General features: G+C 43.8%; 18 protein-coding genes. 13 read left to right on the top strand and 5 right to left on the bottom strand.

Going from position 1 to position 20,143, the window contains the following annotated elements; all coding sequences use genetic code 11:
* Positions 1-91: 91 nt before the first annotated feature.
* Positions 92-454, top strand: coding sequence for a four helix bundle protein (locus B2746_RS14225; RefSeq protein ID WP_290795193.1), 363 nt, complete (start codon positions 92-94; stop codon positions 452-454).
* Positions 455-486: 32 nt separating this feature from the next.
* On the opposite strand, the gene apaG is transcribed toward B2746_RS14225, so the two are convergent.
* Positions 487-873 (bottom strand): Co2+/Mg2+ efflux protein ApaG, encoded by a 387-nt coding sequence (gene apaG, locus B2746_RS14220; protein WP_290795191.1) that lies wholly within the window; start codon positions 871-873, stop codon positions 487-489.
* A 130-nt stretch (positions 874-1,003) separates the two neighbouring features.
* On the opposite strand from apaG, the gene B2746_RS14215 reads away from it, so the two are divergent.
* The 6 genes from B2746_RS14215 (at position 1,004) to B2746_RS14190 (ending at position 10,791) form a co-directional block, all read left to right on the top strand.
* Positions 1,004-2,455 (top strand): NADP-dependent isocitrate dehydrogenase, encoded by a 1,452-nt coding sequence (locus tag B2746_RS14215; RefSeq protein WP_290795189.1) that lies wholly within the window; start codon positions 1,004-1,006, stop codon positions 2,453-2,455.
* A gap of 180 nt (positions 2,456-2,635) precedes the next feature.
* Positions 2,636-3,199, top strand: a complete 564-nt coding sequence (locus B2746_RS14210) for an RNA polymerase sigma-70 factor (protein WP_290795187.1) — start codon at positions 2,636-2,638, stop codon at positions 3,197-3,199.
* Between the two features lie 62 nt (positions 3,200-3,261).
* Complete coding sequence (locus B2746_RS14205; RefSeq protein WP_290795185.1) at positions 3,262-4,380, top strand: FecR family protein; 1,119 nt, start codon at positions 3,262-3,264, stop codon at positions 4,378-4,380.
* Between the two features lie 159 nt (positions 4,381-4,539).
* Positions 4,540-7,995 (top strand): SusC/RagA family TonB-linked outer membrane protein, encoded by a 3,456-nt coding sequence (locus B2746_RS14200; RefSeq protein WP_290795182.1) that lies wholly within the window; start codon positions 4,540-4,542, stop codon positions 7,993-7,995.
* Positions 7,996-8,014: 19 nt separating this feature from the next.
* Positions 8,015-9,799 carry a RagB/SusD family nutrient uptake outer membrane protein gene (locus B2746_RS14195; protein WP_290795180.1) on the top strand — a complete coding sequence of 595 codons (1,785 nt, stop codon included), beginning with the start codon at positions 8,015-8,017 and terminating at the stop codon, positions 9,797-9,799.
* Positions 9,800-9,897: 98 nt separating this feature from the next.
* Positions 9,898-10,791 (top strand): metallophosphoesterase family protein, encoded by an 894-nt coding sequence (locus B2746_RS14190; protein WP_290795177.1) that lies wholly within the window; start codon positions 9,898-9,900, stop codon positions 10,789-10,791.
* Between the two features lie 15 nt (positions 10,792-10,806).
* On the opposite strand, the gene B2746_RS14185 is transcribed toward B2746_RS14190, so the two are convergent.
* The 4 genes from B2746_RS14185 to B2746_RS14170 all read right to left on the bottom strand — a co-directional run bounded on the left by B2746_RS14185 (position 10,807) and on the right by B2746_RS14170 (position 12,872).
* Entirely contained in the window at positions 10,807-11,040 is a 234-nt protein-coding gene (locus B2746_RS14185) for a hypothetical protein (RefSeq protein WP_290795175.1), read from the bottom strand.
* 87 nt (positions 11,041-11,127) lie between these two features.
* The gene (locus B2746_RS14180; RefSeq protein WP_290795173.1) at positions 11,128-11,472 is read right to left on the bottom strand and encodes a translation initiation factor; all 345 of its coding nucleotides are present in this window, start codon (positions 11,470-11,472) and stop codon (positions 11,128-11,130) included.
* A gap of 34 nt (positions 11,473-11,506) precedes the next feature.
* The gene (nadC, locus tag B2746_RS14175) at positions 11,507-12,364 is read right to left on the bottom strand and encodes a carboxylating nicotinate-nucleotide diphosphorylase (protein WP_290795170.1); all 858 of its coding nucleotides are present in this window, start codon (positions 12,362-12,364) and stop codon (positions 11,507-11,509) included.
* Between the two features lie 118 nt (positions 12,365-12,482).
* Complete coding sequence (locus B2746_RS14170) at positions 12,483-12,872, bottom strand: DUF4783 domain-containing protein (protein WP_290795168.1); 390 nt, start codon at positions 12,870-12,872, stop codon at positions 12,483-12,485.
* Between the two features lie 163 nt (positions 12,873-13,035).
* Here B2746_RS14170 and gpmI point away from each other — a divergent pair, with 163 nt between their 5' ends.
* The 6 genes from gpmI (at position 13,036) to B2746_RS14140 (ending at position 20,114) form a co-directional block, all read left to right on the top strand.
* Entirely contained in the window at positions 13,036-14,559 is a 1,524-nt protein-coding gene (gpmI, locus tag B2746_RS14165) for a 2,3-bisphosphoglycerate-independent phosphoglycerate mutase (RefSeq protein WP_290795166.1), read from the top strand.
* Between the two features lie 11 nt (positions 14,560-14,570).
* The gene (locus tag B2746_RS14160) at positions 14,571-15,053 is read left to right on the top strand and encodes a heme-binding domain-containing protein (RefSeq protein WP_290795164.1); all 483 of its coding nucleotides are present in this window, start codon (positions 14,571-14,573) and stop codon (positions 15,051-15,053) included.
* Positions 15,054-15,057: 4 nt separating this feature from the next.
* Complete coding sequence (locus B2746_RS14155; protein ID WP_290795162.1) at positions 15,058-15,585, top strand: hypothetical protein; 528 nt, start codon at positions 15,058-15,060, stop codon at positions 15,583-15,585.
* A gap of 31 nt (positions 15,586-15,616) precedes the next feature.
* Positions 15,617-17,893, top strand: coding sequence for a TonB-dependent receptor plug domain-containing protein (locus B2746_RS14150; protein WP_290795160.1), 2,277 nt, complete (start codon positions 15,617-15,619; stop codon positions 17,891-17,893).
* Positions 17,894-18,011: 118 nt separating this feature from the next.
* Complete coding sequence (locus tag B2746_RS14145; RefSeq protein WP_290795155.1) at positions 18,012-18,590, top strand: RNA polymerase sigma factor; 579 nt, start codon at positions 18,012-18,014, stop codon at positions 18,588-18,590.
* A gap of 60 nt (positions 18,591-18,650) precedes the next feature.
* Positions 18,651-20,114, top strand: a complete 1,464-nt coding sequence (locus B2746_RS14140; protein ID WP_290795154.1) for a hypothetical protein — start codon at positions 18,651-18,653, stop codon at positions 20,112-20,114.
* Positions 20,115-20,143: the final 29 nt, after the last annotated feature.

Genomic DNA, 20,143 nt, shown 5'->3' with positions numbered 1-20,143 from the left:
CTAACTTCTAACTTCCCACTTCCCACTTCATACTTCCAAAAGGGGTTTTTTCACTCTTTTCAGAACCATTCTGCTTTACTAATTTGCCCGTATGGGTAATGAAGAATTAAAACAACGAACAAAAGAGTTTGCATTAAAGGTATTAGGGTTATCAGATGGACTTTTTCCTACAACTGGCAATATTGTAATAAAAAATCAATTGGCAAGATCAGCCACTGGAATGGCTGCGAACTATCGCGCGGCAGGCAAAGCAAGAAGTCCAAAAGAATTCATTTCAAAACTGGGATTGGTGATTGAAGAAGCGGATGAATCCAGGTTTTGGCTGGATCTGCGTGTTGAATTAAATAAGGAAAATCAACAAATTATTACGCTTAGAAAAGAAGCAGATGAACTAACTGCCATTTTCACCGCATCAATAAAGACATTTAAAAAAAATCACCCTATAACTTCCTAACTTCCACTTCCAACTTCCAACTTCCAACTTCCTCAGTTGTTCTTGAACGGTACAATCATTTCAAATGCAGGAATATTAACGATGAAGTTTTTTTTGGTGTCGATATTTTCCATTTGATACGTGCCTGACATACGGCCCATTTCGGAACGCAGATTGCAGCCGCTGACATACTGGTAGCGTTCGCCGGGATATAAAACGGGTTGAACACCAACAACCCCCTCCCCCTCCACTTCGCGGTATTCGCCATTGGAATCGAAAATAAACCAATGCCTGCGATGCAGTTTGATTGGGAAACTATTGTGGTTTTCAATGGTAATGCGGTAAGCGAACATGAACTCACCCGACATCGGATTCGAATAGTCGGGCTGGTAATAGGTTTCCACACTCACCTCTACACCCTGTGTGGTAATACTGTTCATTCCGAAGAATTTGTTTAAAGGTATATAAAATCAACCGCCGATGCCAGTTTTTGTTCATTTTTTGGCAATTTCCTGCTCCCCCCAACGTACATTTGCGCCACCTAACATTCAATCTTCAATTGTAAAATATATGAAAATAGCTGTAGCTAAAGGCGATGGTATTGGTCCGGAAATCATGGATTCCGTATTACATATTTTCCAGGCTAACCAGGTACCCCTCGAATATGAATTTGTTGAAATGGGTAAGTGGGTGTTTGACAAAGGATATTCCAACGGGATGACGCCGGAAGCCCAGCAAACAATTGAAAATCTTTCCATTCTGTTTAAAGGACCAATGGAAACCCCCAAAGGAAAAGGAGTTAAAAGTGTAAATGTTACCGCACGGAAAACCTGGAATACCTATGCCAACAAACGGGCCTTCCAAACCCTGCATGGCGTGGATACCGTATTCAGTAAAGCCGGAATCCCCATCGATCTTACCATAGTACGTGAGAATATTGAAGATACCTATGGCGGAATCGAACATATGTTAACCCATGATGTTGCTCTGAGCCGCCGTTTCATTACCCGTCCGGGCAGCCTGCAGGTTATCAAATATGCTTTTGAAATGGCCAGTAAGAATGGGGCGCGCCGTATCACATGCGGACACAAGGCAAACATTATGAAAATTACGGATGGGTTATTCCTCGAAGTGTTTTATGAAGTAGCCAAAGAGTACCCACACCTGAAAGCGGACGATGTTATTGTAGATGATCTTTGTATGAAGCTGGTGAGCCGCCCAAATGAATTCGATGTGGTTGTTCTGACCAATCTTCAGGGTGATATCGTGAGTGATCTTTGTGCCGGACTAATTGGCGGACTCGGATTTGCACCATCCGCAAATATTGGTGACCACATCTGCATTTTTGAAGCTGTGCACGGAACAGCTCCGGATATTGCAGGGAAAAACATCGCCAACCCAACAGCCCTTCTTTTAAGCGGAATTGCCATGCTGCGCCATCTGGGACTGATGGAAAATGCAGCTGTTATAGAAAATGCCCTGCTATATACACTGGAATCAGGTGTTCATACCGGTGATTTTGGAGATCGCTCTACCCAATCGGTAAATACAACTCAATTTGCTGACGCGATTATTGCCAACCTGGGCAAACAACCCGCCCATCTGGCACGTCCAATATTGCCGAATAAACCCATTACACCTACCTCTTTTAAACTGGCCGAAAACCCACTGATCATGTCCAAAGAGCTGGAGAATGAGATTATAGTTGGAGTGGATATGTTCATCGAAAGCTCAGAGCAGCCATTAGCAGTAGCCGAAAAATGCCTGCTGCATACAGGAGATCTTTTCAAATTAATTACTATCGCCAACAGAGGTACGCAGGTATGGCCTAAGGGATCATCCTTTACCAATCTGGTAAATCAATACAGCTGTCGCTTTGAAAGCATTGGCGACGCCGCAGTAACACAAACCGATATTATGGAACTCTATAAACGTCTGATGAAGGATTTTAAAATCTGCTCTACTGAAATTCTGAATATGTGGGGAGATAAGAAAGCCTATAGTCTGGCGCAGGGACAGTGAGGGAAGTGAAAGGTTAAAAGTGAAAGGTGAGAGGTGAAAAAGCCGGTCCGGAATGGGCCGGTTTTTTTTATTAAATCTGGCACTCCAAAAGGAATTCACAGGAAGCAGGCTTAACCTTCAGTTTATTTTGTTTTTCTAAAATTGTCGTATACTTAATTTGAAAAGCATCATTTTAACGATATGCCAAAATCACCTGAGGTACAATATTGGGTTGAACAGATCGCACTATTCGGTGATCATCAGGCATTTGAAAAATTATACCTACATTATTACGACTATCTTTTCAACTTCTCTTACTCTTTACTGAAAGATGAAAAATCTGCAGAAGAAATTGTATCTGATACCTTCATAAATATTTGGCGCAATCGTTTGCGTTTATTGGAAATTGAAAACATCAAAATCTATCTCTACGTTTCAGTAAAAAATCTGTCGCTGCGGCATATCCGGAAAAACAAAGGCCGCTTCAATTACCTGCTGGACGATTATCTAATTGAACAGATTGGCTCCACCACACAGAATCCGGAAGATTTGCTGGTTACCAAAGAATTATTTTATACCATTCAGCAGGCCATCGAATCATTGCCACCAAAATGTAAACTCATTTTTAAACTCGTTCGGGAAGACGGATTGAAATACAAGGAAATAGCGCAATTACTCAGCATTTCCGTTAAAACAATTGATGCGCAAATGGCAATCGCTTCAAAGAAAATCATTGAATCGCTTAAACTTTCCGTAAAAAAATAATTCGTCTGCTTAGGTGATTATTCCAAAAACCGGATCCTATTGGCAGCACTAATGCTGTTCAATTGAAATCAGACAACAGAATTTATTACTTAATCGCCCGAAAGCTTTCCCAGGAAGCCAGTTCTCAGGAACTGGAAGAACTGGAACACAGGTTGAAAAATGATCCGGAATTGGCTTATAAAGCCGATCTGTATGCACAATATTTTGATCATCCTGTAATAAACGATCAGGAAAATCCAGAGAAAAAACGACAGGCCTTGGGCCGGTTAAAGATCCGGTTTGATAAAGAATTTAATGAGGTCGATACTGAAATACATCCCCCTTCTGATCAAGAGGAATTTAACGGGAAAAAACTACCCTTCCTGCTGCACCGATGGAAAGCTATAGCTGCCATCGGACTATTTGTTGTAGTTGGCGCATCCCTGTTTTATTATTATTCCAGCAAAAATCCAAACATATCAGATCTGTCAAAAAATCAGTTTGCCACCATGCCTGGCACCAGATCAAAAACGATCCTTCCGGATGGAACAACAGTATGGCTAAACAGTGAAAGTACCATTCATTACAATGCTGATTTCGGACAATCGAAACGGGAAGTAACCCTTACCGGAGAAGCCTTTTTTGATGTAACCCATAATGAAGATATCCCCTTCATCGTACATGCAAAAACAATTGATATCCTGGTGAAAGGAACCGCTTTTAATGTACGCAGTTATCCGGGTACGGAAAAAGTTCAAACCTCTTTACTTAGAGGATTGGTTGAATTGTCGAGTGCTACTATGCCGGGCAGGAAAATCCAATTGCACCCGAATGAAAAAATAACGTTCGAAGTGCCGGAGATTAATTCCACTCTAAAATCAAGCACGGTTAAAAAGCCCGTATTGTCAACATCGACTACCTACACAATTGATTCATTAAAAGAGAGTTCGCTGGCTGCTGTCATTCCGGAGGTGTCCTGGATAGAAAACCGCCTGGTATTTGACAATGAAGCACTGGAAGATGTGTTGGAGAAAATGGAAAAATGGTATTCTGTTGATATCCATCTGATGAATGAGAAAATTGCATCAAAACAGGTTTCAGGAATTCTTGAAAAAGAAAATATTGAGGAAGCTTTAAAGGCTTTGCAACTCCTGAATGATTTTGATTACACCATTAATGGAAGAGAAATAAGTATTGAATAACCACCCTGAATAATCACCAAACCTGCTGCTTATGTAATCATCCAAAACAAACAAAAAAGAGAGATGCGGTCACATCTCCCTTAAGACTTAGTCAAAAAAGGCATCGGCTCTCTTTGAGCGGACAGCTATGCCCATCTTTAAACGTAAGATTCCAAAATTATGCAAAAAAATCGTATACCCCTGTCTTATTGGGGTATCCACCAGAACTTTCGCAAACTGCTGGTAATTATGAAACTAACTGCTATTCTTTTAATCGGTATTTGTCTGCACGCTTCTGCTACAGGCTACTCCCAGCAGGAAGTTACCGTGTCAGTTAAAAACCTCGAACTGAAAAAATTCTTTAACCTGCTTCAGAAAAAAACCAATTATCGTTTTTTATATGAAGATGGGAAACTCCCATCCGATCTAAAGGTTAATCTGGAAGTCGAAAACGCCTCCATTCATTCCGTTCTTGAAAAAGTGTTGCGCAATACCAGTTTGAGATACAAACTGCTAAACAATAATCTGATTGTTGTAAGGGAAGATAAAGAAGTAGAAAGCAGGATTATAAAAGGAAAAATCCTGGATGAAAATGGTCAGCCTTTATCCAATGTAAGTGTACGGATAAAAAACTCCAATTCCGGCACCTATACCAATAACCAGGGGCAGTTTGAAATAGAAGCCACAGATAACAATATTCTGGAAATATCCTATATCGGATATATTACACAGGAAATCCGCGTACAGGGAAGCAATGATCTGGCGATCCGTTTAGTTCCGGGAGATAAAAATCTGGAGGAAGTGGTGATGGTCGGTTTTGGTATTCAGAAAAAAGTAAACCTGACCGGAGCGGTGGATATGATCACATCGAAGCAATTGGAAAGCCGTCCGATTGCGAATGTGGGTGCCGGTTTGCAAGGCTTAATTCCCAACCTGAATATTACCCAGTCGAATGGCCGGGCTACGAGTAATCCGGCTTTCAATATCAGGGGATTTACCAGTCTGAATGGAGGCGATCCGTTGATTGTGGTAGATAATGTGCCCTTTACTTCAGACGAGGTTGCGCGGATCAATCCCAATGATATTGAAACGGTAACCGTTTTGAAAGACGCATCTTCCGCAGCAATTTATGGAGCGAGAGCAGCATTTGGAGTTGTTCTGATAACCACCAAATCAGCCAAAGGAAGCAAACTCAATGTAAGCCTCAATTCGACGGTAGCCTTTCGAACAGTGGGAAAATTACCTGAGCTGGTAACTGATCCATATACGGTAATGGATCTCAAACACAAAGCTGCAGTTCCCCTGTATAATTTATACCCGGAAGCAGTACGTGAGTATGCGAAACAACGATCCGAAAACCCTTCTCTTCCGGCAGTAATTCCAAGTCCGGCTAACCCGGAAAACTGGGCCTATTTCGGTTCCACCAACTGGCTGGATGAAGCGTATATGAGCAAGGCGCCTACCTATAATACCAACCTTAGTCTTTCTCAAAAAACAGAAAAGCTGAGCTATTATTTATCGGGAGACTACTACCAGCAGGATGGACTGCTGAAATACGGAAACGATGTCTTTAAGCGCTATAATATGCGGGGCAAAGCCGATCTGAAAATCACTGACTGGCTGACCTTCTCCAACAATACACTTATTACCAGTTCTCAATACGAAGCACCGGTATTTCTGGATGGCAATTTCTTCTGGAATGTGAATCGTACCAATCCGCTGGATGTACCGAAAAATCCGGATGGCACCTGGACTTCAGCCGGAGCTTCCATACTGGGAAGTTTACAAACAGGCGGACGTGCAAGGACCCGTCTGAATGAATTCCAGACAACGTTTTCTGCCAATGCTGCGATTATCAAAAATATCTGGAACATTAAAGCAGATTACAGCATTCGCAGAGGCTCCAGTACGACCCGCTCCTACGACATACCCATTCCTTATAAAAACGGACCTAATAATCCTGTCGCTTATACCGGTGCTACTACCAGCTGGGCAAGAAGTCAGAACAGTACCACCCAGTACAATGTAGTAAACCTGTATACCGATTTCCACAAAGAATTTGGGAAGCATAACCTGCAGGCATTGGTTGGATACAATCAGGAATACCGCATCAACCAACAATTCAGTGCTACCCGAAATAATATCATCTCCACCTCACTTCCATCAATCGGACTCAGCACAGGAACAATGACTGAAACTGAGTCAATTGTTGACTGGGCCGTTCAGGGTATATTTTATCGTTTGGGATATCATTACGATTCAAAGTACCTGTTGGAGTTTAATGGCCGCTATGATGGATCTTCCCGTTTTCCGCAGGATAAAAGATGGGGATTTTTCCCATCTGCTTCTGCCGGCTGGGTTGTTTCGGAGGAATCTTTTTTCCGTGGAATCAATCAGCGAATCGGACTGGATCATTTTAAACTCAGAGCTTCCTATGGCACTTTGGGAAATCAGGCATCTGTAAGTGAATACGCCTATATCCCTACCATGTCCAATGGTCAGGTAAGTTATATTCTGGGAACCGGACGTCCGATGGCAGTATATGCCCCCGGAGCAGTGTCTGATAATTTCAGCTGGGAAAAAATAAGTACGGTTAATTTGGGTGTTGATCTGGCTTTCTTTAAAAATCGCCTGCAACTCAATTTTGATAAATACACCCGCTATACCAATGACATGCTGATTCCGGGTAAAACCCTTCCTGCTGTTTTTGGAACAGGCGTACCACGTGAAAACTCCGGTGATTTAAAAACGAAAGGATGGGAAATGCGGTTGGGCTGGCGCGATAACGCTATGCTTGGCGGCTCTGCGTTTCATTACAACCTCACATTTACACTGGCTGACAATCGCTCCTGGATTACCCGATTTGATAACCCACGTAAGTTGCTGAGCAATTATTATGAGGGACAGGAAATTGGAGAAATATGGGGAGCTGAAATTGAAGGATTTTTTCAGAATGAAGAAGACCTGGAACAACATCCCGATCAGCGTGCCATGGGAACAGATGATCAGGGTTATCAATTCTTTGTTGGAGATCCAAAGTTTGCTGACCGAAATAAAGACGGCGTTGTTGATATGGGTGAAAGAACCGTGGATAACCCGGGTGATCTGTTTAAAGTTGGAAACAGCAGTGCACGATATCCTTATGGAGTTGACCTTTCAGCTGGATGGAAAGGATTTGATCTACGCCTGTTCTTTCAGGGAATTGGAAAAAGAGACTGGTATCCCGGTGCATCCAATGTTTATTTCTGGGGAATATTTGCGCAACCCTGGACCAATGTAACCAAGCAGAACCTGGATCATTGGACGCCTGAAAATCCGAATGCTTATTTCCCGGCGGTTCGTGCTTATGCTGCCGAAGACAATATGGCCCAGCTGGGTATACCCAACAAGCGCTATATGCAAAATGCTGCGTATATGCGGATGAAGAATATTACGCTGGGTTATTCATTACCGGCTGCCTGGACAAAGCGTCTGAAGTTCAATAAAATCCGCTTTTACCTGAGTGCGGAAAATGCGTTTGAAATAAGTAAAGTAAAAGTGAAACTGGATCCTGAATCTCTGAGTGCGGGAAGCAGTTCGGGAGCAGCTTATCCGTTTCAACGCACTTATTCGATTGGCCTGAACCTGAATTATTAATCTTAAAGCGAACTGAACCATGAAATACGCAATTCGTTTATGTATACTGATGGGAGTGTTTTTCGCTTCCTGTGAAAAAGATTTCCTGCAGCGTACACCACAAACCTCGATTACCAAAGAAGATTTCTTCAATACACCATCAGATCTTCAAACCTATACCAACGGATTCTACAGCCAGATCCGTTCCAGATGGGATGATCTTTATTCTGATAATATTTCTGTATATACAGGATCGAGTGATGTTGACAATCTGGTAAGAGGAGGCATTACACCAGCTACAGTAGGTGGATGGAATAACTGGGGCACATTACGCAGTATTAATTTTATGCTGCAAAATGTTGGCAAAACAAGCGGCGACCAGACTACCATCAACCACTATATCGGAATCGCCCGTTTATTCCGCGCCAATTTTTATTACAATATGGTAAAGCGTTATGGCGATGTTCCCTGGTATGGTTCCGTAATCGGCACAAGTGATGAAGAGCTACTTTACAAACCCAAAGATAGTCGGGAACTGGTAGTTGATTCGGTTATGAACGACCTGGAATTTGCCGCTGCAAATATCCTTCCATCGCTCACCAACAATACACAGCTAACCCGTTGGGCTGCCCTTCAGTTATTATCCAGAATTGCCCTGCATGAAGGCACCTATAGAAAATATCATGACGAACTGGGACTGGAATCAACTGCCGCCGGCTTTCTGGAAAGAGCAGCAACAGCAACTCAGGAAATCATGGCTAATGGTGGTTTCACCATCTATTCTACAGGCGCCAATGCAACCGATTATCGAGCCCTGTTTTCAAGCAATAATTTATCAGCAAATAAAGAAGTTATTTTTCTACAGAAAAACAACAAAGACGAAGGTGTGGCCAATAACACACATGTGGTGATGGATTGGCAATGGGCATTAAGTGCTGACCTGATGAATGATTTTCTGATGAGCGATGGCAGTCCATTTACCAGTGTTCCAGATTTTGATAAAAAACCCTTTGTAGAAGTTTTTCAAAATCGCGATCCTCGTCTGCAGGAAACCATTATGCCACCCGGATTCGCAACGGCACCTGCCAATGCGCCTTTTGTAATCAAACCCAATTTCGGTGGTTATTTGCAGATCAAATTCTTCCCCAGAGATCCCGCCCTTCGTGGAGGATGGGGATTGAATTATACCGATCTGCCAATTTACCGCTATGCCGAAGTTCTACTGATCAATGCAGAGGCAAAAGCAGAACTGGGTACCCTCACACAAACAGATCTTGACCAAACAGTAAACAGACTAAGACGTCGGGTAGGTATGCCTGATCTCAGCCTTGTTACATCAAATGCAGCACCTGATGCTTACCAGGCACAAAAATACCCGCTGGTTAGTGGAACAAATAAAGGTGTTTTGCTTGAAATAAGAAGAGAACGCAGAATTGAACTGGCCTGTGAAGGTTTCCGTTTTGATGATCTGTACAGATGGAAAGCCGGGCGTTTACTGGGCATTCATTCAAAAGGAATGTATTTGCCGGCACTGGGCGCCTACGATGTTACAGGTGACGGAAAAGAAGATATTGCCATTCTGAAAGAGCAGGGAGCGGAGGATCCGATTAATCATTTGCCTTCAGAAATTAAGAGCAAACTCATCAAGTTTTACCTTACCGATCAAAGTTTCTATTTGGAAAACACGGATTCCGGTGCCATCCTTTTTGGAAAAGACCGGCAACAGCCAAGAAGTTTTATTGAGCCTAAATATTATTATTTCCCTATACCACAGGAACAAACCATTTTGAATAAAAATCTTACCCAACCGGCTGGTTGGCAATGAGCAGTTAGCAGTCAGTTTTGATTAGGAACGGAGCCGGCCTTAACCGGCGCAGGCTTCGTTCTTTTAAATGATGGCGCTGTATTATTAAGCAGATAATCATGAAAAGAAGAAGTTTTTTATCCCTGGCTCCATTATCCCTGGCAGGGATTCCAACTGCCGGATTGGCGAATACCCTTTCCAGCGAATCCAAACCGGTATTAACCCTGGCGCATATTACAGATGTACATATCCGGCCGGATGATGATATACCCAATCGTTTCCTGCGCTGTCTTGAAACTATCAAAAAAAACCGCATTGATTTTTTCCTGAATACCGGTGATTCCATACATGCAGCTGATTATAGTGACATAACCAGAGACCGCGTGCTGGAACAATGGAAAACATGGGACAACTGTATGAGCTCCTTAAAAGCATACGAAGTATATAGCTGTATCGGGAATCATGATCCCTGGTGGGCAGCTCCTTCAAAAGAAGATCCCATGTATGGTGTAGCCTATGCGGCCAAACGGGCGAGTATGCCGCATCGTTATTATCATTTCCAAAAGAAAAACTGGCATTTTATAGTGCTGGATGGAAATAATCCGGGTATCACGCTGGATCCCGAACAAATGGAATGGCTGAAGCTTAAATTAAGCGAAATTAAAAAAGGAGAATTTGCCTTACTGATGTCGCATTATCCAATTTTGACGGTAACCGGAACCTTTGAAGGGGGACAGCATAAAGATCATAAGGAGCTGAAGAAATTATTCTATCAATACAAAGATCAGGTTAAAGTTTGTCTGAGTGGTCATCAACACCTGCTTGACCGGGCCTGGTACAATGGCGTTCATTATTTCTGTAATGGAGCTATGAGTGGTTTCTGGTGGGGTGAAGGAGATAAACGATCTGCAGCGCCTTATTATTACCAGGAAACACCACCCGGTTATGCGATCTTAAAGCTCTATGCGGATGGTAGTCTTGAAAACAACTATATGCCTCTGACAATTAAATAACCATCAACTAATAATTTAAAACGGGAGTTGCCCGGTAATGGCATATGAAACAAAAGAAACGGCCACCATTGTAATAATTGCGAGTAAAAATAAAATCCTGCCTTTTCTTTCAACCAGCGGTTCTTTATCGCGCCGGCCTTCATACCAGGTATAGGCACTGTAAAGTGATAAAAGCACCGCACAAACAAAGATGAGCTGATAAAGCCCGAGTGCAGCTTCGGTAGCATCGAGTAAAAAAAGCGTATTCAAATTGAGCAATTGGTTACTAACTGGGAGCTGCATCTAATTATTTGGTTTAAACGTTTTCCAACCTGAAGTCTGAATCTTTCGCAGGATTCAGACTTTTTTTGTTTTGGTGTATCCCTGTTTGGTTAACCAGCCAAGAATTTTGTCGCGATGATCGCCCTGTATTAAGATTTCTCCATCTTTTACAGAACCACCTGTTCCGCAAAAATTTTTGAGTTGTTTGCCCAGTTTTTCAAGATCATCGGCGGTACCCACAAATCCGGAAATCAGTGAAACTGCTTTACCTCCCCGCTGTTTTGTTTCCAGCCAGATTCGCAAAACCTGTTTAGCCGGTTCCAGCGTTTCCTGCTCTTCAGCCTCTTCTTCACCCATCCTGAAATTCGGATCAGTCGAATAAACCAACCCAAACTTATCGCCTTTATTTTTTTTGCTCATACGGTTTAATGTTTTTTGATTCCTTTGGAATTTCCTACTTTACTGCTTTCAGACTTAAATCCACACTTCTAGCCTGATGGATCAAGGCACCAACACTTACGAAATCTACACCTGTTTTCGCATAATCTACCAGGTTAGTAAGGTTAATGCCGCCACTGGCCTCTGTTTCGAAATCCTTTCCTATTAATGGAAGTGCTTCTCTAATTCTATCCGGGGTGAAATTATCCAACATAATCCGAAATACTTTGCCTTTTCCGCAACTTACCAGCTCCTTCACATCCTCTAAACTTCGGGTTTCGACTTCGATCAACATACCCGGTGCTTTTTCCTGTACATAGTTCCAGGCTTTTTCAACCGCTTTTGTAATTCCGCCGCAATAATCAATGTGATTATCTTTGAGCATAATCATATCGTACAAGGCAAAACGATGATTAACGCCGCCGCCAATAGCTACTGCCCATTTTTCAAACAGCCGGAAATTTGGTGTTGTTTTGCGGGTATCCAGCACACGGGTATGGAACCCTTTCAGCTGGTCGGTGTATTGCCTGGTTAAGCCGGCAATTCCGCTCATTCGCTGCATGCAATTCAAAACGAGTCGTTCACATTGTAATATGGTTTGAACCCGGGCGTCCACTTCAAATGCGATTTCGCCGTTTCGCATTGCATCGCCATCCCGTTTAAAAGGCCGGAAAACACAATCAGGTTCAACGTAACGAAAAATCCGCTCTGCGGCTTCCATCCCGGCAAGCACACCATCTTCCTTAATTTTCAATACGGCTGTTCCGCTTTCAGTGGCAGGAATACAGCAAAGCGTTGAATGATCACCTGTTCCAATATCTTCCAGTAAAGCATCCTTAACGAGTTTCTCAAAAAGTTTGTCGAAATTCTCCATACGAACAAAGATAAGCAGTCGCACCTGACCGGTGGCACCCGACCGGTGAAATGAAAAATCCCCGCACAAGGCGGGGAGCTCAGCTTTCTTCAGAATATTGTGATACTATATTGGAGGTCTATTCTTCCTGGAAACGCATTTCCTGTAAAAAAGCTTTGTCGCCTTTTTGTTTCATAAAAAGGGTGGTTCGGTATCGGCCATTATTGGTCATTAATACGCCAATCAGGTAATTGGAGCCATTGTTATCACCGCGATGTTTCAGTTCAAAGGTTTTAACTCCTCCATTCGAAGTGAAAAAATCCTTGATCACCATTACTGCCTGGCTTCGGCTGTAATTATCACTTTTCTCAGGCAGACTGATATCAACCCTTGAATCAAAATGGTGGGAAAGTTGTGTAGCGTTCCCTGATTTCAGTGCTACGAGTACGGAATCCAATTCTGCTCCATTTCTGAACCCGGATATCAGGATCATGGTACTCAATAGGATAATTGTAAAAAATGCTTTCATACGTTAACATTTAACGGTCGAAGTATTTCAGAGGGGACGGAAAATCGGTAGGTAATCTTACTCACCCAAAAGTGTGCCAACTTGCAAATTCAGGGTTCCGCTAATCCAGTTCGCTGATTTTTTACCTAGTTTTACGGATAGAATCAAGCAGAACAGAACAATAATGAAAAAAGCAATCCTAGTTATTATGGACGGCTGGGGACTCGGAAAAGTAGCATCCAGTGACGCCATCCAGCATTCCCAGACACCTTTTGTATCCAGTTTGTATAGCAGATACCCACACACAACCCTCATTACCTGCGGAGAAGCCGTGGGTTTGCCCGACGGACAAATGGGCAATAGTGAAGTGGGCCATCTGAACCTCGGGGCCGGCCGCATCGTTTACCAGGAATTACAACGGATTAATGTAGCAATCCGCGATGGCTTATTGCAGCAAAATCCCACCCTGCTGAACTCCATCCGGTATGCCAAAGAAAACAACAAACCACTCCACCTGCTCGGATTGGTGAGCGATGGCGGAGTGCATTCCCATACCAGCCACCTGAAAGCAATCGTAAGTCTTTGTAAGGCAGAGGGGCTCGACCAGGTTTTTATTCATGCGTTTACGGATGGGCGGGATACGGATCCTAAAAGCGGACTTGCCTATATGACTAACCTGCAGGCTCATCTCGATCAAACCACCGGGAAGATCGCCTCTGTCAGCGGCCGCTACTATGCAATGGACCGCGACAAGCGATGGGAGCGGGTAAAACTGGCCTATGATGCACTGGTGAGAGGAACCGGCCAGTATGCCACCAATGCCCTTTCTGCAATCCAGGCTTCTTACGAAGCCAATATCACAGATGAATTTCTGTTGCCAACCGTTATCACCAATGAAAAAGGGGCTCCACTGGCTACCATTCATGCGGGCGATGCAGTAATCTGCTTTAATTTCCGTACAGATCGCTGCCGTGAAATTACGGAGGTGCTCTCCCAAAAAGATTTCCCGGATTATTCCATGCATCACCTGCCACTGCATTATACAACGATGACGGAATATGATAAAACCTATCAGCAGGTTCAGGTCATTTTTGAAACAGATAACCTGAATAATACACTCGGGGAAGTGCTGGCAGCTTATGGCAAAAAGCAAATTCGGATAGCAGAAACAGAAAAATATCCGCACGTAACCTTCTTTTTCAGCGGAGGAAGAGAACTCCCTTTTGAAGGGGAATCAAGAATTCTCAAACCCTCTCCCAAAGTAGCTACGTATGATCTGCAGCCGGAGATGAGTGCCTATGAACTGACCGATGCACTGGTTCCGGAAATCATTGCAGAGTCAGCAGATTTCATTTGTCTCAACTATGCCAATGCTGACATGGTTGGCCATACAGGTATTTTTCCCGCAGCCATCAAAGCAATTGAAACTGTCGACAAATGCGTGGAGCGGGTGGTAACGGCGGCAATTGAGCACGGTTATACAATCTTCCTCACGGCTGATCATGGCAATGCAGATTATATGGTGAATGAGGATGGAAGTCCCAATACCGCGCATACTCTCAATCCCGTTCCGCTTTTCATAATTGATAAAGAATGGAGAGGCGAGGTGAGTCCAGGTAAGCTAGGTGATATCGCTCCCACCATACTGGAATTTATGGGAGTGCCGATTCCACCTGAAATGACGGGCAACTGCCTGGCGAAGCCCTAAATACAAGACAAATGATAAAGAAAATTCTTCTTTCCCTGCTGATTCTGTTAATCGTGTTGCAGGCTTTTCGCCCAAAACTCGACAATACAGGTGCCGGATCCACAGCAACCATTACAAGTGTAACTGCTGTTCCAACAGAAATTGATCAGATACTGAAAACCAGTTGCTATGATTGTCACAGTAATTCAACCAATTACCCCTGGTATACCAAGCTGCAACCATTTGGGTGGTGGATTGATGATCATGTAAACGAAGGAAAGAAAGAATTGAATTTTGATGAATTTGGCAACTATGCACTTCGCCGTCAATTCCATAAGCTGGAAGAAGTGGTGGAAATGGTACAGGAAGGTGAAATGCCCTTGAAATCCTACACTATTATCCACAGAGATGCTGCTTTGGATGCTGAACAGAAAAAACTGGTAATGGATTGGGCCACTTCTTCCATGAATGCAATGAAAGCAAAATATCCGATTGACAGTCTGATACGAAAATAAAGCGATGCTACTTCCTCCATCCATACAACGATGGATGGCGATCATCGGACTCGCTATCATGCTGCTTCCACTTTACCTCTCGGTGGATCATATGATTCGCCAGCATGCCGTAAAAATAAAAATGCAGACTGCGCTGAAGGGAACGGAATTAACAACCGTTCTTCTTCAGCCGCAGGAACTGCGCTGGCTCAAACCCGGAAAAGAAATCTGGCTGAATGAAAGTTTCTTTGATGTACTCGCCATAGATTCTTCCAGCCTTCCCTGGAAGGTACGTGGCTTGTATGATCCGGAAGACACCAAACTGCACATGAAACTGATCCGCCTCCTGCACAAGCAGGACAAACAGGAAGATCAGGCACTTGTATCAATAGCCGGATGGTTGTCTGTTTGGTGTTCGCTGCCGCAATGGTTCGATTTCAATCTACCTTCTGAAATTTCAGGTAATAATCCCTCTTCAATCTATACCTGTGTTTTGCTTGCAGGCATACACGAAACCAGTGCTCCCCCACCCTGGATAGCAGGACTTGTGTGAGTAAACAGGTTCTTCATTTCAAACATATTTCATGACAGCACAGAGCATTATCTGCCGGCGTGGCTGCATTCGCCTATTCCTGTACGTTATATGTATGGGATTACTGTTGATTGCAGGTCAGTCGGTCTATGCACAGGAAAAAAAAGACAGTAGTACAATTCAGGAATTAGGAGAAGTGATCATCTCTTTTAATAAATGGGAGCAGCAACTAAATGAGGTTCCCAATAAGATCACTAAAATAAATCGTGCACAGATTCAGTTGCAGCAACCTCAAACTGCAGCAGATATGCTGGCACAGAGCGGATCGGTATTTATTCAGAAGAGCCAGTTGGGTGGCGGCAGTCCCATGATTCGCGGATTTGCCACTAATAGGGTTTTATTGGTGGTTGACGGAGTAAGAATGAACAATGCCATTTACCGAAGTGGGAATCTGCAAAATGTAATCAGCATCGACCCGCTTGCGCTCGAGGCCGCAGAAGTGGTGTTCGGTCCGGGTAGCCTTATCTATGGCTCCGATGCCATTGGCGGTGTTATGGATTTTCACAGCCTGGAACCCCGTTTCTCTGCTGATAAAAAACGATTGGTAAAAGGAACGGCACTTGCGCGGTATTCCAGTGCCAATAATGAAAATACCGTACATGCAGATTGGAATATAGCCGGACAAAAAATCTCCTGGTTATCTTCTGTTTCCTATAGCAAATTTGATGATTTGCGAATGGGTAAATACGGAGGACAGGACAGGTATCTTCGTCCGGAGTATGTAATCCGTCGAAACAACAAGGATACCATCCTCACCAATGATGATCCGAGAACACAACGGTTTTCCGGGTATGAGCAGTGGAATTTTTTACAGAAACTCAAGTACCGAATCAATGATAAGATGACCTTGCAATATGGGTTCACGTATGGTGGAACGGGGATGCATCCCCGGTATGACCGGCTGCTTCAGTATCGCTCCGGCAGACTTCGATTTGCAGAATGGAATTATGGGCCTATGTTATGGCGCATGCATACTTTACATTTTTTGAGTAATCAGAAAACGGTAGTGTATGATAATCTACGGATCACTGCGGGTTATCAGAATTATGCAGAAAGCAGACTCGACAGAACCATTAACAGAACTTTACGCAACAGGCAGGCGGAAACCGTGGATGCCATTTCAGCCAATATTGATGCAGTAAAAACTTTGGGCAATGGCCAGTTATATTGGGGAGCGGAATATGTACACAATACTGTTGGGTCTACAGGCAGCAGTACGGATATCTCTACAGGAGAATCGGAAGCATCCGTAAGCCGTTATCCGGATAACAGCAAATGGTATACAGCAGGTATCTATGGAAGTTATAAAATCAATCTGCATAAAGATGTAACGCTGACATCGGGTGTACGATACAGCTATAACGGATTGAAAGCAGCTTTTGATGATCGTTTTATTCCATTTCCATATGAACGTGCATCTATTGAAAAGGGGGCGTTTACGTTTAATCTTGGAACAGTATACCGGCCGGTTGCCAACTGGCAGCTTCATGCACATATTTCGACTGGGTATCGGATGCCAAATATTGATGATATCGGAAAATTGTTTGAATCGGCTCCGGGAAATCTAACGGTACCGAATCCGGGTTTGCAGCCGGAGTATGCCTGGAATATGGAAATGGGTATTGCACATGATTTGCCGGCAGATGAGGATGGTCGCCCTGCAGGTCGTCTGGAATTAACCGGGTTTTACACCATTCTGGAAGATGCCATCGTGTTACGGCCATTTTCATTTAATGGGCTTGACAGCATTGAATTTGACGGAGCAGCCAGCCAGGTCAATGCTCTTCAGAATGTGGCAAAAGCTACCGTATGGGGATTACAGGCAGCCGCATTGTTACCAGTACACCGCTGGTGGTTAATTAAAATGAATGCCAATTATACGCGGGGAAGGGAAACGGACGATGCCCCCGGCTCGGATAAAGAAGTTCCGCTACGGCATGCGCCGCCTTTTTTCGGGAATCTGGCTATTCAGTTTCGAAAAGCGGACTGGACTCTGGAAGCCAATCTGGTTTATAATAGTGCCATAAAGGCGACTGATCTGGCGCCATCGGAACAATCCAAAACCGATATCTATGCGCTGGATGCTGCTGGGAGGCCTTTTAGTCCGGATTGGTATACCGTTAATTTAAAAGGCAGTTACCGGGTTTTGCCTGCGTTGTTGTTAAGCATTGGATGGGAAAACCTCACGAATCAGCGGTATCGCCCTTATTCGAGTGGTATTGTAGCAGCAGGATCAAATTTCATAGCGAGTTTGAGGGCCAGTTTTTAGAAATCTCCGATTTTGGATGAAAACCTTGTGCAAGGCGGGATGGTGATCCCGCCTTCTTTCTTAGACATAGTGTTGGAACAAGAAAAATTCCCTAAATTACAATAGTATAATCCCTCATATGACGGAAGAAGCACTCCTGTATGGTTGCATAAACAACGATCCCATGTCACAAAAAGAGTTGTACCACAAGTACAATTCAAAAATGCTGGCGGTCTGTTATCGCTTCGCGCATCACCGCGAAGATGCAGAAGATATGCTGCAGGAAGGCTTTATTAAAGTGTTTTCCCAGATCCACACCTTTCGCTCCCAGGGAGCGCTGGAAGGCTGGATCAGAAGGATCATGGTGCATACCTGTATTAACCATCTGAAGCGCAACAAGAAGTTTAATGAAAATGTCGATTTGATTCATGCCACCGGTTTGCAGGTTAGGGAGGAATCCGTTCCGTCCATTGTTCAGGCAAAACAGGTAATTGAGTGCATCCGGATGTTGCCCATAGGCTACCGGACCGTGCTGAACCTGTATGCGCTTGAAGGTTATTCCCATAAGGAGATTGCGACCGTACTCGACATTGAAGAAAGTACAAGTCGTTCTCAATATACCCGTGCCCGACAGATGCTGGAAGAAATCCTGGTTAAGAGAAAAATTATGGCAAAACCTCAGGATAAAGTGTCATTGTTAGCAGCGTTTGGACGCTAATAGTGCTCTAAGTATGGGGAAGGGTTAGAAAAAGTTCAGGTATCCCTAACCGGAAGAGAAATGGAGCAACAATTTTTTGAGGACGAATTTGAGCAGTTTCTTCGTGAAAATGCTGATCAACACAGGATGTATCCTTCCGATGGGGTGTGGACCAATATTTACAGAAGGTTTCACCCCGGGAAGAGAAGAACGATGATCGCCATACTGCTGCTGCTGGTTATGTCAGGTATTTACTGGCTGGCCACCCATACTGTATTACCCAATCGCCAAAGTAAGCCTGTCAGTACTTATCAAACAGATGAAGGCGATTACCACCAGCATTTTTCTACCGTTACTGTTGATGATATAATTGAAAAGCTGCGAGCCAAATCCTTTATGCCACCGCTCGCAATTGAAGCTCCTGTTGCATTAAAACCATTGGGTATTACGCGCGAGCTTCGTCCCTCCCTTGTAACTATTCCTACTGTATTTTCTGCCAATTTTGGCTATGTTGATCAGTTTTCCATGTCACATTGGGACCTGGTTTTACCACGACTGCGTTTGCCTGTGTATGAATTATCCACTGTACCTGTACTTCCGGCAGTTGCCCAAATAGGTATTGGCAGCCGCAACCCTGTTGTTGCAGCGCCCGAACAGTTGTTGGCAGAGTTATCGACACCTGAAATAGAAAACCTGGAAAGCGCCTCCCCTGTTATTGAACAATTAAATAAAATGGTAGCGCAGCCATCTGTTCGTCGTTATAAATCATTGGCTAATCCGCCTATTACAGCATCAACAGTGGTAATCAAACCAGCACGCAAGAATAAGTGGGAAACTTCCGTGCATTTTGTGCCTTCTGTTGGTTACCGAAATTTGTTTGAAAGCAAAAACTGGATTACTTATGGGAATTCACCACTTATGGTAAGCCGGTTGAATGTAAATCAATTTGTAGATCATAAGCCGGCTATTGGGTTTGAATTGGGAGGTGGTCTGCGCTATCGGCTGAATCGGGCACTGGTATTGAAAACCGGATTGCAGATAAACCTGACCCGGTACAGTATTGGTGCTTTTGCTCATGCCAAAGAAAAAACAATGGTAGCGCTGAATCCTACATTGGGGTTCCGTCCGGACACACTGATAACCACATCCAACCTGCGTAATCTGGCGGGAAATCGTCCGGCAAGGTTACATAATGCTTATCTGCAGATTTCCATGCCAATTGGTGCTGAATTAAAACTCTTTGGCGATGAGCGGCTGCAGGTAAACCTGGGAGGAAGTCTGCAACCGAGTTATCTGCTGAATACCAATCAGGTTCAGTTAAGTGGTGATTTCAGTAATTATGTAAGTGAGCCTTCCTTATTGCGCCGATGGAATTTAGCCAGCAGCATGGAAGTGTTTGTAACCTATAAATCCGGAAAAGTGAACTGGCAGATTGGTCCGCAATTCCGCTACAACCTGCTCTCCACCTTCAAAAAAGAATATCCCATCAAGGAAAACCTGATGGAATACGGCCTCAAAATCGGCATCACCCGCCCCCTCCGTTAAATATTTCACCCGCCGGGTGCCACCGGTCG

The sequence above is a fragment of the Flavihumibacter sp. UBA7668 genome, assembly GCF_002483205.1.
GTDB lineage: Bacteria > Bacteroidota > Bacteroidia > Chitinophagales > Chitinophagaceae > Flavihumibacter.
Note: the sequence above shows the minus strand (reverse complement) of the source record. Positions and strands in the feature narration are given on the sequence as shown.

Excerpts from the sequence above, each read along its gene's own strand:
- B2746_RS14200 (WP_290795182.1), top strand. The coding sequence starts at position 4,540 with ATGCAAAAAAATCGTATACCCCTGTCTTATTGGGGTATCCACCAGAAC.
- nadC (WP_290795170.1), bottom strand. The coding sequence starts at position 12,364 with ATGGAGAATTTCGACAAACTTTTTGAGAAACTCGTTAAGGATGCTTTA.
- B2746_RS14140 (WP_290795154.1), top strand. The coding sequence starts at position 18,651 with ATGGAGCAACAATTTTTTGAGGACGAATTTGAGCAGTTTCTTCGTGAA.
- B2746_RS14190 (WP_290795177.1), top strand. The coding sequence starts at position 9,898 with ATGAAAAGAAGAAGTTTTTTATCCCTGGCTCCATTATCCCTGGCAGGG.
- B2746_RS14215 (WP_290795189.1), top strand. The coding sequence starts at position 1,004 with ATGAAAATAGCTGTAGCTAAAGGCGATGGTATTGGTCCGGAAATCATG.
- B2746_RS14195 (WP_290795180.1), top strand. The coding sequence starts at position 8,015 with ATGAAATACGCAATTCGTTTATGTATACTGATGGGAGTGTTTTTCGCT.
- gpmI (WP_290795166.1), top strand. The coding sequence starts at position 13,036 with ATGAAAAAAGCAATCCTAGTTATTATGGACGGCTGGGGACTCGGAAAA.
- B2746_RS14170 (WP_290795168.1), bottom strand. The coding sequence starts at position 12,872 with ATGAAAGCATTTTTTACAATTATCCTATTGAGTACCATGATCCTGATA.
- B2746_RS14180 (WP_290795173.1), bottom strand. The coding sequence starts at position 11,472 with ATGAGCAAAAAAAATAAAGGCGATAAGTTTGGGTTGGTTTATTCGACT.
- B2746_RS14145 (WP_290795155.1), top strand. The coding sequence starts at position 18,012 with ATGACGGAAGAAGCACTCCTGTATGGTTGCATAAACAACGATCCCATG.
- apaG (WP_290795191.1), bottom strand. The coding sequence starts at position 873 with ATGAACAGTATTACCACACAGGGTGTAGAGGTGAGTGTGGAAACCTAT.
- B2746_RS14210 (WP_290795187.1), top strand. The coding sequence starts at position 2,636 with ATGCCAAAATCACCTGAGGTACAATATTGGGTTGAACAGATCGCACTA.
- B2746_RS14150 (WP_290795160.1), top strand. The coding sequence starts at position 15,617 with ATGACAGCACAGAGCATTATCTGCCGGCGTGGCTGCATTCGCCTATTC.
- B2746_RS14225 (WP_290795193.1), top strand. The coding sequence starts at position 92 with ATGGGTAATGAAGAATTAAAACAACGAACAAAAGAGTTTGCATTAAAG.
- B2746_RS14160 (WP_290795164.1), top strand. The coding sequence starts at position 14,571 with ATGATAAAGAAAATTCTTCTTTCCCTGCTGATTCTGTTAATCGTGTTG.
- B2746_RS14155 (WP_290795162.1), top strand. The coding sequence starts at position 15,058 with ATGCTACTTCCTCCATCCATACAACGATGGATGGCGATCATCGGACTC.